General features: G+C 36.1%; 12 protein-coding genes and 3 riboswitches. All 12 genes read right to left on the bottom strand.

What is annotated here, in order from left to right:
* Positions 1–163 precede the first annotated feature (163 nt).
* The 12 genes from FGL89_RS00715 to FGL89_RS00660 all read right to left on the bottom strand — a co-directional run bounded on the left by FGL89_RS00715 (position 164) and on the right by FGL89_RS00660 (position 14,713).
* Entirely contained in the window at positions 164–1,006 is an 843-nt protein-coding gene (locus FGL89_RS00715) for an aldo/keto reductase (RefSeq protein ID WP_014974366.1), read from the bottom strand.
* 100 nt (positions 1,007–1,106) lie between these two features.
* Positions 1,107–1,235: a hypothetical protein gene (locus FGL89_RS08775; protein WP_019040312.1), complete on the bottom strand. Its 129-nt coding sequence runs from the start codon at positions 1,233–1,235 to the stop codon at positions 1,107–1,109.
* Positions 1,236–1,775: 540 nt separating this feature from the next.
* Entirely contained in the window at positions 1,776–4,415 is a 2,640-nt protein-coding gene (locus FGL89_RS00705; RefSeq protein WP_014974368.1) for a cation-translocating P-type ATPase, read from the bottom strand.
* 62 nt (positions 4,416–4,477) lie between these two features.
* Positions 4,478–5,119 (bottom strand): YcjF family protein, encoded by a 642-nt coding sequence (locus FGL89_RS00700; protein WP_014974369.1) that lies wholly within the window; start codon positions 5,117–5,119, stop codon positions 4,478–4,480.
* Between the two features lie 190 nt (positions 5,120–5,309).
* Entirely contained in the window at positions 5,310–6,125 is an 816-nt protein-coding gene (gene thiM / locus FGL89_RS00695; RefSeq protein WP_014974370.1) for a hydroxyethylthiazole kinase, read from the bottom strand.
* The gene (gene thiW, locus FGL89_RS00690; RefSeq protein ID WP_014974371.1) at positions 6,125–6,637 is read right to left on the bottom strand and encodes an energy coupling factor transporter S component ThiW; all 513 of its coding nucleotides are present in this window, start codon (positions 6,635–6,637) and stop codon (positions 6,125–6,127) included. Before thiW ends, thiM begins: the two co-directional genes overlap by 1 nt.
* 265 nt (positions 6,638–6,902) lie before the next feature.
* Positions 6,903–6,996, bottom strand: a riboswitch (TPP riboswitch).
* Positions 6,997–7,085: 89 nt separating this feature from the next.
* Positions 7,086–8,777, bottom strand: a complete 1,692-nt coding sequence (locus tag FGL89_RS00685) for a putative glycosyltransferase family protein (RefSeq protein WP_243129501.1) — start codon at positions 8,775–8,777, stop codon at positions 7,086–7,088.
* A 332-nt stretch (positions 8,778–9,109) separates the two neighbouring features.
* Positions 9,110–9,877: an SDR family oxidoreductase gene (locus FGL89_RS00680; RefSeq protein ID WP_014974373.1), complete on the bottom strand. Its 768-nt coding sequence runs from the start codon at positions 9,875–9,877 to the stop codon at positions 9,110–9,112.
* Between the two features lie 9 nt (positions 9,878–9,886).
* A complete protein-coding gene (locus FGL89_RS00675; protein ID WP_147000259.1) occupies positions 9,887–11,350 on the bottom strand; it encodes an acyl-CoA reductase in 1,464 nt (487 codons plus the stop codon).
* Positions 11,351–11,362: 12 nt separating this feature from the next.
* Positions 11,363–12,475 carry a LuxE/PaaK family acyltransferase gene (locus FGL89_RS00670; RefSeq protein WP_014974375.1) on the bottom strand — a complete coding sequence of 371 codons (1,113 nt, stop codon included), beginning with the start codon at positions 12,473–12,475 and terminating at the stop codon, positions 11,363–11,365.
* Position 12,476: 1 nt separating this feature from the next.
* Positions 12,477–13,772: a solute carrier family 23 protein gene (locus FGL89_RS00665; protein ID WP_186727196.1), complete on the bottom strand. Its 1,296-nt coding sequence runs from the start codon at positions 13,770–13,772 to the stop codon at positions 12,477–12,479.
* A 64-nt stretch (positions 13,773–13,836) separates the two neighbouring features.
* A riboswitch (TPP riboswitch) is annotated at positions 13,837–13,934 on the bottom strand.
* Positions 13,935–14,019: 85 nt separating this feature from the next.
* Positions 14,020–14,111: riboswitch (TPP riboswitch) on the bottom strand.
* Positions 14,112–14,131: 20 nt separating this feature from the next.
* Positions 14,132–14,713 (bottom strand): RBBP9/YdeN family alpha/beta hydrolase, encoded by a 582-nt coding sequence (locus FGL89_RS00660; protein WP_014974377.1) that lies wholly within the window; start codon positions 14,711–14,713, stop codon positions 14,132–14,134.
* Positions 14,714–14,824: the final 111 nt, after the last annotated feature.

Here is a 14,824-nt window from a genome sequence, read left to right as displayed (position 1 = left end):
ATCCAACACTGAAAAAGCTACAAATACCCCAATACAGATTGTCAAAAACAATCATTAAGGATTTGCAGCTTTTATTTTAGTATCAAGTTAGTACTAATAGTACTATTTAATGACATCCATACAAATATATATGAAGGCTAATAAGTCCATATTGACTAAGCAATCAGCCAAATTCCTCGTACTCTTTTGGATCTTGATCGTCAATACGACCGTCTACACTTTCTAAGTTAGTTATTTGACTTACTTCATCCTCAGTCAATGTGAAATCGAAAATATCTAAATTGTTACGTTGGTGCTGAGGTGAAATTGTTCTAACTACAGGTAAAATATGTCGTTGTAAGTGCCATTTTAAAATAATTTGACCAGTATCTTTACCATATTTTTCTGCTAAATTTACAATTACTGGTTCTGACAACTCACTACTACCTCTACCCAACGGACTCCATGCCTCTGTCACAATACCATATTCTTGGTTCGTAGCAACCAAGGATTCTTGCGGCCAATAAGGATGGATCTCATTTTGGTTAACAGCGGGCGTAACACCTGTTATTGCAATTATTTTATCAAGATGTTCCTTCTCAAAATTAGATACACCAATAGAACGCACCAAGCCTCGTTTCTTAGCCTCAATTAATGCTTGCCAAGCTTCTACATAAGTATCACGTTTGGGTAACGGCCAGTGAATCAAATATAGATCCAGGTAGTCCAATCCTAACCGTAATAGTGATTCTTCAATGATTTGTAAAGCGTCATCGAAATGGTGATATTGTCCAGGAAGTTTTGTTGTGACATAGAATTCAGATCTTGGCACACCTGAACGACGAATAGCCTCCCCTACGGCCCCTTCACTATCATAATTTGTAGATGTATCGAGCAGACGGTAACCACTTTGAATTGCACTCAAAATTTGGTCAACACCTTGATAACCACGAATTTGGTAGGTTCCCAAACCAACTTTAGGTAACAGGTGCCCATCATTTAACTCATACAATCTATCGAGATTCATTAAAAATTCCTCCTCATCCACTTTAAAACTTTTGATAAAAAGGTTTAATTTGCCACTGGACAAACTAAACCTTTAATAAAGCATATACACTAGTTAAACATCAATCGGCTTTTTTATAATCAGCATTCTTTTCATTGTGGTCAAAGACATCTTCCTTATCAGTTGACTTGGGATCGTCTTTTTTATTTTGCTTTCTAACATCAATCTTTTCATTTTCTTTGTCTGTCATTGTATATTTCTCCTACGACTTCTATATAAATGTTTGTCAGTGGTGGTCATTTAGTAACTAGAAATGTACTCGGCTCGTGGCTCGCTGCCTAATCCAACCTAGTGGTTCAGCACGACTTGTAACTGCACCAACGGCGGTACCCAGAATGGCACCTACAACTAATGTCCAAATCATAACATTACCTCGCTTCCTTTTTTTACAAATTACTTCATCTAATTTGTTAACCACACTATAACACTAAACGAAAGCGGTTACTCAAATAATGCTCACTTATAAATTATGCACTTTCACTCCTCGTGATCATTTTTAAAACAAAATCACTTAAAAACACTACATTAACTGGATCTAACGAATCCACATTAGCTCGTAATGGTACGGCATGGAAAAAATGGTTGCTTATAATATTTCCAATTTAGTTGTGTTAGATGATAATAGTGTAGTTGGCATTACTATTCACGATGTGCTGAAATAAATAGACTAACTACAGTGGCTTATCATAAGCACAAAAAATACCTTACCAAATGGTAAGGTATTTTTGTATTAAACCCTAAACAAACTAGGTCGTATATATTTCAAAAATTCAATAACAATCGTGGGCATTAAGGACAAAATAGCAATTATTGCCCAATGACCTAATGAAATCATAGTTAAGCCAAATAATGGCTGCGTCACTGGTAATAGTGTAATGACCAGCGTTATAATGGCTGCTAAAAATGCCATATTAACTAACGATGGATTAGCACTATATTTAATACTGAATAATGTTTTTTCTGATCGAATATTGAGAACGTGAATGATAGAAGTTAATGACAAAACAGTAAATGCCATTGTTTGACCAATTTGTTCGTTAGGATTGAGCCCACCAATAACAGCATTTTGACCGACCCAAATTGCGACTAACGTTACAATCGCAAACAATCCAGCGTTCAAACCAATTTGACGTCCCAATCCCTGAGCAAATAACTTAACATGTTTTGCCATTGGCGGTTGATTCATGACGTTAGTCAACATAGGTTCACGGCTTAGCGCAAAACCTGGTAATCCATCTGATACCAAATTAATAAATAACAAATGCACCGCCAATAATGGCGATCCCCATCCCAAAAGCATAGCAATAAATATAACCAATATTTCTGAGATATTAGCGCTTAATAAGAAATTAATGGTCTTTCTGACCTTAATATAAACACCACGTCCTTCAGAAATAGCGTTAATAATTGTTGCGAAGTTGTCATCTGTCAAAATAATATCTGAGGCTTCACGCGCAACATCAGTTCCGGTCTCACCCATTGAAATACCGACATCTGCTGCTTTTAAGGCTGGTGCATCATTGACACCATCACCGGTCATCGCAATTGTTGCATCTTGACGTTGCCATGATTTAATGATTCTGATTTTATCAGTAGGAGTCACACGTGCATATACAGTATAATCTTTGATATGTTTATCAAGCTCCTGATCCGATAATTTAGCTAATTCAGATCCGGTAATTGTTAGGTCTCCAGAACGTAAAATACCAATTTCACGTGCAATAGCACTAGCTGTTTCGACGTGATCACCCGTGATCATGATTGTCTTAACCCCTGCTAAGCGTGCTTTTTCAACGGCTGGAGCCGACTCTGGACGTGGTGGATCAATGATACCAACTAGCCCAACCAAAGTCAGATCTTGTTCATAAAATTCCTGTGTAGGTGATTCCGGCATGACATCAAATATTCGTTTAGCAATAGCTAGAACACGAAGTGCGCGTCTACCAAAAGACGTATTAACTTCTTCAGCGCGCTCAGAATTACCATGCTTGATCATTGGTAACAAAACATCAAATGCACCTTTAGTAATCGCAATATAACCGCCATCAGGCAGTTCGTGGACAGTTGTCATACGTTTTTTTGTTGAATTAAAAGGAATTTGTTCGACTAATGGATATTGTCTAAGTAATTCTTCGCGTGAAGTAATTGTCTCAATGGCGCGTACTAACGCTACCTCAGTTGGTAGACCTGCATAAGTCTTTTTTTCATCACTAATATTGACTTCTACATTAGTTGAAATAGCCGCCAAAGATAAAACATCTACAGCAGGTTCATCTAAATTTTCATCAACATCACTAAGATGGTTCTGCTCATCATGCCATACTTGTCTGACTGTCATCACATTTTGAGTCAATGTACCCGTTTTATCGGAAGCAATAACATTGGTGGTTCCTAATGTTTCTACAGCAGGCAATCTACGAATAATAGCATGCTTTTTCGCTATTGTCTGTACGCTAAGTGCCAATGTCATAGTTACTATGACAGCCAATGTTTCTGGCACAACAGCAACAGCTAACGAAATAGCTATTAGGAAAATATGCTTCAAATCCATTCCCTGTATAACACCCAGCCCCATAACAAATATGGCTGAGATAATGGCTACCCAAGAAATATTTTTCCCTAATTGGACTAAACGTCTTTGTAAGGGTGTTAGGCTATTCTGTGCTTCACTGTTAAGCAAGCCAGCTATCGTACCCATTTCTGTTTGCATACCAATAGCGGTAACAATTGCTCGAGCATGCCCATTTACAATGGTTGTGCCCCGATACACCATTGTAATACGTTCTCCTAAGCTAACGTCATCATCAGATTCAAAAGTTGCTTTCTCATTTTTTTCAACTGGTAAGCTTTCACCTGTCAAAGCAGATTCTTCAGCTTGTAATTCGACCGCTTTAATCAACCGCCCATCGGCAGGGATTGCAGCCCCATTTTCAATGACGAGTAAATCACCAACAACCACATCATCAGCATCGATGAGTACTTTTTCCCCATCACGTAGTACTTTAGCTTGCATACGATTCAGATTTTGTAAACTGGCTAATGAATCTTCTGCTCGACCTTCTTGAACAATTGATAGTATTGAGTTAATAATCACAATCCCAATAATGAGCAAACTTTCAAAATAGTGTCCAGTACCTTCTATGTACGTCGATACAAATGAAATCACTGCTGCAATTAATAATATGATTGTAGCAACATCCTGCAAACTAATCAGAATCTTGCGCCACAATGGTACCCTCTTGTCTGCCACAAAAACATTGCTACCAAATTCTTCACGGCTTTTAATCACCTGTTCCGAACTTAAGCCGGTTTCTATATTAACTTGATGCGCTTCTATTGTTTCTTCAATACCTTCTCGGTATACTGCCATGCAATTTCCTCCTTAGTTTTGTAAACGGTGCATCATTTTTTAAAATACGAGTTAACTAGCCCTCACTTGGGTGACTTGAAACGATGGATTGAATTAAACAATAAATTGAACTGCCCTTTAAAAGACATTGCTTGTTCAAATATATCTTCTCCATCGTTTAACATCTTTACAGTGACCCAACCCAGAGATTCAGTAATAGACACGGCCACAGAAGCATTAATAGCTGCGCCAGAAACTGTTCCAACAACAGGCACAAATTTAATAATGTTTCCCACTGCGCTGCGTCCAAGACTCACTACAACTAACTCTTTTGACAAGTTCTTACCTAAATTTTCTGACCATGACTGACCAAATAATTTATGTAAACGTGACATCATTGTCAGTTGAACAGGGACCAATAAAAAAGCATCCGAAAATGGAATTGGTGAGCACCCAATAACTGCAGCACTTAACGCGGCAACATGAATAATACGATGACACTTCTTACGTGTTTCATCGTCAACACCTATCAAAAAAGTATCAGCCACCTGGTCGAATTTGCCCTGACTTTTAAGGCGGACTTTATCAGCTTGCCGTCTGGTTGTTTGATATGTACTTTTGATAATTTTAGCTGTTTTAACCGGTAATTTACTCAGTACTTCAGCAAAAAAAGAGACAAATTCTTCATCCGACGTCGCATAATTTTCTTGGTGTTTTTTTCTCATAGCCACTCCCCCTTATCATTTTCATTTTAATCGTATCAGTAAATGATGCAAACATTATAATGTTCACTGGATCTAACACAAAAAGGACCTGCATTATACAAGTATTTATGTGATAAATCTAAACAATAACATTATATTTCAAGAATAACATATTTATCGTTGTTTCATCATAATAATGACTCGAACAGAACTAATTGAAAGTAGAACTATGAATATTTTTTGACCAACCTGACTGTTTTTGCAATAAACTAATTTGATTTAGCATTTCTTGTCTGAAATTTTCCAATCCATGTGTCTGATTATCAGCTATTTCACCCGCAATGTTAAGATAACTAATTGCTATAGAGCTCGCCTCCCAAGCCGCTGCACCAGCACCTATCAAGGTTGCCATAATAGCACCAAGCATATCTCCTGTTCCTACAAACCGATCTAACGCTGCTACACCATTGCATAACAATGCGGAGCGTTCACCCTGTACGACAATATCACGCCTTCCCGTAGCTACAAACACTGTTTTAGGGCAGCGTTTACACAGTTCTTTGAGTGCATGATTAAGTTCTTGTAAGGCAAAATCACTTTGATCTGAGACGTCACCATCAATGCCTTTAGCAATTGTTGGCAAGCCCACCAATCTTCTCATTTCGGAAATATTGCCTTTAACGATTGTAGGTTGATGATTGATAAGTTCGTCACCTAATTTTCGACGTTGCTCTGTCATACCATAGCCAACTAAATCAACGACAACTGGCTTATGACTAATAACCGCAAAATGGCTAGCCTCTCTTAAGCTAGCCTCATGATTGACAGTCAATCGTCCCATATTGAGCAATAAAGCATCAGTTGTTTTAAACAGATCAGCAAATTCACGAACATCACTACTCATAATCGGCTTGCCACCTAAATACAAAATTGTATTAGCTAATGTTTCTAAGGTAATATCATTAGTAATACAATGAATTAACGGCACATTGTTCAAAGGTATTATTTCTGCCAATTTTTTTGTCATTAGACGCTCGATTTCATAAATATTTGCTGCACATCTTGATAAATTTTGATTTTTGTTAGGTTAAGCAAAATAAAGTAGGCAATTACCGCACCAATTAACGTAGCACCAATAAAGCGTGGTGTATAAATCATCCAATACAACCCTTGATGCGTTCCAGTAAACCAAACCATGACTGGATATGATATTAAAGACCCAATAAGACCTGTCCCTACAAATTCACCAAACATCGCCCAATACATTGTACGTCCATACTTATAAAATAGACTTGACAACAAGGCCCCGAATACTGCACCAGTTAGCGCTAATGGTGGAATTCCCATGATGACTATTCTAATAATGCCAGTAATTAGCGCCATAACAACTGTGTAAAATGGACCAAGAGTCACCCCGGCAATAATGTTCATAACACTAGACATTGGTGCCATGCCTTCAATTCTAAAAATTGGTGACAACACAACGTCCAATGCAATCATAACCGTGACAATAGTAATTTTTTTGATTTTTATATTCATAGTATTCTCCATATCTTTTAGTAAGGATTCATCAAAAGTGTGCTCTTGTACAAATAAAAAGGCACTTTTATCATTAACACTTACTGTGTGATAACGCTATTGTTGGTTTTCAGTAACGCAATCAGCTTAAACCAGTCTTCAATATCGTCATAGTCGGTTACAACGTCTCTAATGATGCTTATTCATTTTTAAATTAATCCTTTCATACATTATTTGTTCAAACAAAAAGCGCTTTTCTCTAATTTGAGAAAAGCGCCATCTAAAAACAATCAGTATGGCACTTTCCTACGCTGGTGTTAACCAGATCAGGTTCAAAGGGTGCTTCTCAGCCACGCATAGTGGCGCCCCTAGTACAAAAATATTATAGCATAAAAGTATCAAAAAGTCGTGAGAAATATTTGTAACAAGACATTCAGAAAATTGACAATATGTTAATTTAAAAAATTCATTAGTTACTGTGCCAAGTTTTCTGATATACAATAAATACAACAGACCAGCTCATAAACGTAAACAGTAGTATTGGGTAAAGAAACCAATCATGTTGGTAATAAACCACAAGTTGATTTGGCCCCTTCTTTTGTGTAATGATAGGCGTATTGATCGCACTAAATTGGGTCATATGTTTAGATATTGGTGTGTGATTTAAAATCATCACAGTATTTTTATATTTAATAATTGGTAACTGAACCTTTTTCTGGTAATCACCATACCAGTTAAGGAATAATTTATGATCTTTAACTGATTTACGAAAGTTTTGTTGATTGTTTAAAATTAATGATTGGTATAGTTCATACTTACTTTTTTTGTTATTACTATCAATGGGCAAATAATCTGGTGTTGATTTTAAAATGTACTGCAATGCCTTACTCTTATCTTTTTTAAAAAAAGATTGTTTTACGTGAGAATTATCGTCAGAATTGATACGGGTATGAACTTGTCCATTCAAATACTTTGTAGAACGGTGCCATACATTCAAAGTATTATTCGATGACATCATTGTTTGACATAACGACGCTACCATCACAATAATAATCACACTATAAAACGACCAAGAAATGTGTGCATTATTTTGTAACATTAAGCCAACCGCTAAAAGCAATAGTACCGTAAAAGGAATAAAAAATCTAAATGGAAATTGAATGAAGCTAAACACACTGTTACTAAATAAACGCCATGGAAAAATATTCGTCGATAATGTGAAACATATAAAAGCAGTTATCTCGGTTACTCGTAACAAAAGCGCTGATTTATGCCACATTTTAGTCATTTGCCAAACGAAAAATACAATAGCTAATATTAATACTGGCGGATAAACTAACCAATAACTACTACCAGTAAAAACTGTCATCCGCCACATGTATTTATTAGTAAATGGCTGAGCAATATCGTTATAACCGTCAACAGCAATAAAACAATAAATGAGATTAGCAACTAAGGCAGTACAAACTAAAACTGACATACCGACTTGCATGATTAGTTTTAATTTAATCATGCGACTTTGATTAAAAAAAATAGAAGAAAAAAAACAAATATATACAAAAACCAACAAAAAAGCTGATAGCATATGTACCTGAGCCATTGCTGCGACTGCCACTGCCGTTTTAATTGTGCTTAGTTTCTTATTCTCAACTAGATCTATCAGTGGTATAAGGCATACTGGCATTAATGCAGCACCCCAACTAGAGAAACCTTGCCGTATTGTCCAATATTGAATTGAATAACACGTCATATAAAAAATACTTAATGGCAAGCTATATTGATCACCGATTCTAGCTTTTTTTAATAGTAAATATAATGACAAACCTGCGCAAAAATATAATATGGCATTTGATAGCATCTGATATACAAACCAAGATGGACTCAAAAGAACCAGCAATCCTTGAGCATATGCCATTAAAGGGCCATACAAAGCGTTAACAATTCTACCAGACGATTGAAAACCATAAATTGAAATAAAATATTGAAAATCACAATGTTTTATTTGCATGGCGGTGTCATAAAAACGATTAAAATGGAAAATCGCATCTGAGCCAATAATCATGGCGTGATTAAATAAAAATGGTGTTATTAGTAATGTTGAGGCTAATAGCAAAATAAGTATACTAAAACTTTTTTTAATGTCATGTCCCATTATTAACATTTTATCCCTTGCGGTAACAAAAAACAATTCACTAGCATAGTTAATTTTCTAGTTACAAAAAGCTTCAGATATCTTAGATAGATGTCTGAAGCCTAACACTGACGTGACTTTTGTAGTTCAACAGGTAGTACTTAACTCACTGCAAAGTAAAATATTAAATTAGGAGTACCCGGGAAGATAATTGACTACCACCAGTTGAACAAGTTAATTATATCACATTGTAAAGCGTTTAACAAATACTAAACTAACTAAAGAAAAAATATTCGAATTTTATATAATAAGCATGTCACACTATAATTTTTATATTGTAGGTTCTAATTTTGATAATATCATCAAGTCATTGTTAACCCACCATCAACAAATAAACATTGTCCGGTGACATTACTGGAAAGTGCGGTTGCTAGATATACTGCTGTCCCCGCAACGTCTTCCGGTGTAGTTAACCGACCTGTTGGTGTTTGGTCAATAAGTTTTTCTCGCACGTCACGATGTGTCAATTGACTTGAGTCTGTTGGTACAGTTAGACCTGGCGCAATCGCATTCACACGAATACCAAACGCTCCTAATTCACTTGCCATGGTACGTGTTAATCCAAGAACAGCTGACTTACCGACAATATAGTCATGATACGGGATTGCTGGTGACTGAATTAAATTACTCGTGATATTAATAATGCTACTCTCATTATTTTGCTTTAGTTTTGGTAAAACAAAATCAACTACATTCAAAACAGCCTTTAAACTACCATCTATTTGTGCTTGATAGTCAAACCATTGTAAATCACCTAATAATTTTCTATTTTTAGGGTCAAACTGATACTGACTCAGTGCATTATTAACAACAATATGAATTGTACCAAAATTATCCAAGATATTTTGCAGCATATTATGGACTTCCTGCTGATCTCGTATATCGCATTGCATCGCAACAGCTTGTCCACCTTGTGAAATGATACTTTGAACAATGGTCTGAGCATGTTGAGTATTATGCAAGTAATTAACAATAACTATTGCACCTTCTTTAGCATACATTTTTGCAATAGCTGCACCGATACCTCGACTAGCTCCAGTGACCAGTGCGACCTTATTTTTTAAAAGCATATTTTCTCCTCATTCAACATCAGCATCAAAATACTCACTTTCAACTTCTAGACTATTCTCAATATCTGTCACACGAACTAAATCCAGCAAATTGAAGTGGCCATCATGATGCCACGCACTAGATACGTGATTCATTTGACCCACTGCACTCATTCGACTAACTCCCAACTTACCCAAAACATTTGCGAGAGCAAATAACCGCTTTGGTGCGATTGCAACGCCAGCTGTCTGTAAGTATGACTGATATGGTTTCAAGATTGGTTGTAGTTGCAGAAAATCATCTATAGAAAAGACATGAACAGATCGATTCAAAGGTGAGGCACTAAACCCCAAGTGATCATGAAAAGCAACTGTCCAGGATGTACTATCCTCACTAGCAAATAGTAATGTTCTGCTATTTTCAATAGATTCTATATCTGTTGCTTGCCGCATTTTTTCAATTGCCAATTTTTCAGATTCTTGTAAGATAGCGCGAGAATATTTAATTTGGTAATTATTTAATTCAGTGGCTAGTAATGCAGAAAATTCATCTGTAGTGATTGCACCACCACGCTCTACAAAAATTGATTGTGGGGCTAGACAACTTTGTTGATCATAAATACTAATATCCTCAGCTATCTTTTTAATTGTTTGGGGATAATATTCCGGTGTCAATGCCTCTCTACCAACAATAACAAATCCTATTTTATAGCCGTAACTCAATACTTTTTTATCCAAAGGCACTTGCGCTTTAACTTTTTTAACTGCTATTTCACCACCACACACAACCACGGTATCAGCAACTTCGATACCAGCTTTTTCCAGTTCTTGACCACTATGCCAAGGCAATATAGCAATTGAGTCAGCTAATCTTGAATCTATTTCAGCTAATGTTTGCACAAATAATGCTGGCATAATTGGTTCGGAAAAAGATAATTTCCCTAATGTTGGCGATTTGACGAGTAGCCCCATTATAAGGGTCCACAACTGTATCCCTGGTACATTACCAGAAAATATTTGAAAAATCAGATCAGGCCCAAAAAACTTTGAGAAACCACCGGCTAGATTCGGTTGAAAATCATCCAACATAGCGCCCGCATGGCCTATTTCAGAATTCACAAATCGCTTTAACTCCTTCTTTCGGAACAAGCGAATAAAACGCTTAAGCTCCATTTTTACTTGGTCAGCATTATAACCAGTTGTAATAGGTATTGCTGTCTCAGCTACTTGGCGTAAATAGTAGGTTGGGTCCGTCCATTTTTCAGCAACTTGTGAAATAACATCAATAATTTGCGATGTAGTCAGTTGTTCTAAGTAATCATGTTGATTTGTTTGAAGTACATTGGCGATATGATTTATGTCCGTAACAGATATCTCAGGATAACGTAAAACCACAGCATGTGACTCATCCCCTATAATTGTTTCAGTTAGCGTATTCAACGTAATATTTGTTGGTACATGAAAAATATCAATTGTTGTTTGTTTACTAGTCATATGCTGTTCCTCTTAACGCACTTTTAAAAGCTCATCAACAGCAATGGAACAGCCTTTAGCTTCTGATCCCTTCGCTCGTCCAATAATCGTAAAACCATGTTCATTTTGAATGGCAATATCTTCGGTTAAAATAGCCAAACATGTATCCCAATTGGCCAAATCATAATAAGCCAAAAGACCCCGTTTCCCCTGTTCAATGGGTTGTAATGTTTCCACATCTAAAATTTGAATTTTTACCCAAGCAGGTGGCATTTTATCAAAGTAAATTGACTGATTTTGTGATAAATCTGCTAGATTACGATCATAACATTGCGAACTAATTTCTGTCATACCGTACATATTAATAATCTGTTCACGGGATACATTAAATACTTGACCTAAATTTTTGTACAAAGTAGACATACTGACTTCTTGAGACTGACCTTTAAAACCACCCGTATCAAAAATAATACTGCCTTCTGCTAAATCAAATGTTTGTGGATGCTGATCGAAATAAGCTAATAAATGCACATATGAAAAAGAAGCACCTAAAACTAATACCTGCTCATGATTAGCTTGTGCTTGTTTCAGAGCTGATATCAAATTAACATAATCTAACTGATTATGTTTAAAAAACACCTGACTATTTTCTGTCCCAAATACCTGCATAGCTGTTGTAATATAGCGAGATAGTGACGAATTAGGATGACTGGACATATCTGGAAATAGAGAAAATATCGTTATTTTTTCTTTGTTAGGGATAACATATTGCTTAAATCCCGCTATCATTGATTGCTCCCAAACCCTTAAGTCGGAAATGTAATGTCGACTTTTTTGTTGTGCATTCGTTGTCCCACTTGAATAAAAAACATCTTCAGCTTGCGTAGTGTCTCGAGTAGATAATGTTAATTGTTTATAGGCTTCAATTGGTATCAAAGGCAAATCCTGCCAATTTTTGACAGTTAATGGATTTTTATGCTTTAATTGCGCAAATTTTTTGTAAGGTAAGTTATTTTGGAATTGATAATCAAATACGCTCATGGCTAATTGATTAAAATCAACTTCATATTCACTTGATTGCCCCTCTTTGTACTGTTGTATAAACTTTACAAGACGTGCTTGAATAACGTCAGATTCATCAGACATGTTATCTCCTTAATTTATTTATCATTTGTGGTAAATTCACAAGAACAAACTGCAATGTGATAGCAGATATTGCGCCTATTAAGATTGTATTAGACAAAAGTTGACCCACTGCACCATGCCATCCAGTAGCATAATTTGGTAGAGCAATAGCCAACACAATCGATAACCCAATAATCATATTATTTGCATTTGTTGATGGTGTCTTTTTCAGAATATTTAATCCTGTCATAATTAAAGTCGTTGCTGCTGGCAGAAAGATACCACCAATCACTGGGCTTGGGGTAATTGCTAAAAATGCCCCAATTTTTGGCACAAATCCCAATATCACAAACAAAACACCTGCAATAACTACAGGAATTCTTGAGACATCACCAGTTAATTTTAAAATACCAACATTTTGTGCAAAAGCAGTTGTTGGAAAACCACCAAATAGCGATGATAATATTGAACCAGCCGATTCACCGATCAAACCATTTTGAATACGGCGTGGTGAAATATCTTCTTTCATCACGTCACTAGCAGCTTCATACACGCCTACTGCTTCTACCACAGCAACAAGATAGGCAACAAAAAAAGTCAGAAACATCGTCCAATTAAAATTTAACGCACCATATGGTAATAAGTGAGGTAAGCCAAACCACGATTTAGCCGCTAGTACACTGTAATCAACACGCCCCATTGCAACTGATAAAACATCGCCTACAACTAATGCAATCAAAAAGGAAAAACGTTTCCAAAAACCTTTACCAAATATTGAAAGTAAAATAACAATGGCTGATGTTGAAATTGATAATACAAGTGTCGTCGGTGAAGAGAAATGTTTATCTCCAGGATAACCACCTAAAAATTCAGATAATGTAAAACTGGATAAAGAAACGCCGACCAGAAAGATAAGTGTTCCAGTAATAGCCGGTGTTAGCAGGCGAACTAATTTATTAATTAATCCTGTTACAGATAGCAAAAAAATAATCAGTGCACTGGCTAAAATGGAGCCACTTGCTGAGGCCAACTGGCCAGCTCTACCAGCATTAATCATCAAGGCATCAAAGGCAGCGGATGGCCCTTGAATAATTGGTAGTCGTGCTAAACGTGTCACTTGAGTCAGTGTGACCAACCCTGAAACAATAAAAATAGTATTTACCAAATTAGTTGATAAATTTAACGATAACCCTGCTGCTGCTGCAACATAGATTGGATCTAGCCATACATTAGAAACAAAAACATGTTGTAAACCAGCTAAACCATGGTCTACTATGCGGTTATTATGTGTCGCCATAGTCAAAACAATTCCTTCCATCTCAAAAAGGGTCCTTATGTGACATACAAAAGGACCCTAGTTCGCGGTAACATCACAGGATGTTACACAATTTTGGTCACTTTCCTACGCTAGTATAAACTAGATCAGGTTCCAAGGGACCGATATATCATCTCAGTCATTACGACGCCCCTAGTGAGCTTTATTCATTTTTATATTGTTCCTTTCGTACCATATTCTGTGCAAATAAAAAATGCCCTTCTCTAACATGAGAAAAGCACCATCTAAAATAATCAGTATGACACTTTCCTACGCTGGTATAATCCAGTTCAGGTTCAAAGGGTTCTTCTCAGCCACATAGTAGCGCCCCTAGCACAATGATTATTGTATCACATAATAGTTCAACTATTAAAATGATTTTCACGATATTCATTCATCAAACTAATCTGTTGGAAAACAACTGGTACCTCGTAAATATGATCTCGGTCAATAAAATGTTTACCATTTGGCATTAAAATAAATTGACATTTTAAATGACGTGCTAATGTTTCCGAATAATGATAAGGCACAATATCATCATCTAATGCAGAAATAACAACTGCCTGATCAATTTTAGGTATGATTGTTTGATAATTTAATGAGGTATCTGTAAATGAATGTAGTTGTGGTAATGTGTTAAGCACTTCATCAAAACCAGATACTAGTATCATTTTGATATTTTTAATTTTATGCTGTGACACAAAACGAAGTGCCTGTATGCAACCTAAACTGTGTCCAACGATTGTTAGTTCATGATTCGTGTCAATGAGACGATCACATAATTCATCCCATTCCTGTAGTTTCGGATTATCGGCATTTGGCATTTCTAAAATGGTAGTCGGTATATTCAATTGCTCTTCTACCTGTCTTTTTAACCATGGAAACCAATTGTCTGTTGGTGTAGCAGTGTACCCGTGTATCACATAAACATGTTTATCAGTCATAAATACGCCCTTATTTTTTCTAGAATAGATAGGCTCATTCAGACATAATAAAACCTGATAACCTTCTGCATAATTATTTTACCAAAGTTATCAGGTTTTTTCTAACAGCTA

It is taken from the genome of Leuconostoc carnosum, assembly GCF_007954525.1.
In the GTDB taxonomy this organism is placed as follows: Bacteria; Bacillota; Bacilli; order Lactobacillales; family Lactobacillaceae; genus Leuconostoc; species Leuconostoc carnosum.
Note: the sequence above shows the minus strand (reverse complement) of the source record. Positions and strands in the feature narration are given on the sequence as shown.

Excerpts from the sequence above, each read along its gene's own strand:
- FGL89_RS00715 (WP_014974366.1), bottom strand. The coding sequence starts at position 1,006 with ATGAATCTCGATAGATTGTATGAGTTAAATGATGGGCACCTGTTACCT.
- FGL89_RS08775 (WP_019040312.1), bottom strand. The coding sequence starts at position 1,235 with ATGACAGACAAAGAAAATGAAAAGATTGATGTTAGAAAGCAAAATAAA.
- FGL89_RS00705 (WP_014974368.1), bottom strand. The coding sequence starts at position 4,415 with ATGGCAGTATACCGAGAAGGTATTGAAGAAACAATAGAAGCGCATCAA.
- FGL89_RS00700 (WP_014974369.1), bottom strand. The coding sequence starts at position 5,119 with ATGAGAAAAAAACACCAAGAAAATTATGCGACGTCGGATGAAGAATTT.
- thiM (WP_014974370.1), bottom strand. The coding sequence starts at position 6,125 with ATGACAAAAAAATTGGCAGAAATAATACCTTTGAACAATGTGCCGTTA.
- thiW (WP_014974371.1), bottom strand. The coding sequence starts at position 6,637 with ATGAATATAAAAATCAAAAAAATTACTATTGTCACGGTTATGATTGCA.
- FGL89_RS00685 (WP_243129501.1), bottom strand. The coding sequence starts at position 8,777 with ATGTTAATAATGGGACATGACATTAAAAAAAGTTTTAGTATACTTATT.
- FGL89_RS00680 (WP_014974373.1), bottom strand. The coding sequence starts at position 9,877 with ATGCTTTTAAAAAATAAGGTCGCACTGGTCACTGGAGCTAGTCGAGGT.
- FGL89_RS00675 (WP_147000259.1), bottom strand. The coding sequence starts at position 11,350 with ATGACTAGTAAACAAACAACAATTGATATTTTTCATGTACCAACAAAT.
- FGL89_RS00670 (WP_014974375.1), bottom strand. The coding sequence starts at position 12,475 with ATGTCTGATGAATCTGACGTTATTCAAGCACGTCTTGTAAAGTTTATA.
- FGL89_RS00665 (WP_186727196.1), bottom strand. The coding sequence starts at position 13,772 with ATGGAAGGAATTGTTTTGACTATGGCGACACATAATAACCGCATAGTA.
- FGL89_RS00660 (WP_014974377.1), bottom strand. The coding sequence starts at position 14,713 with ATGACTGATAAACATGTTTATGTGATACACGGGTACACTGCTACACCA.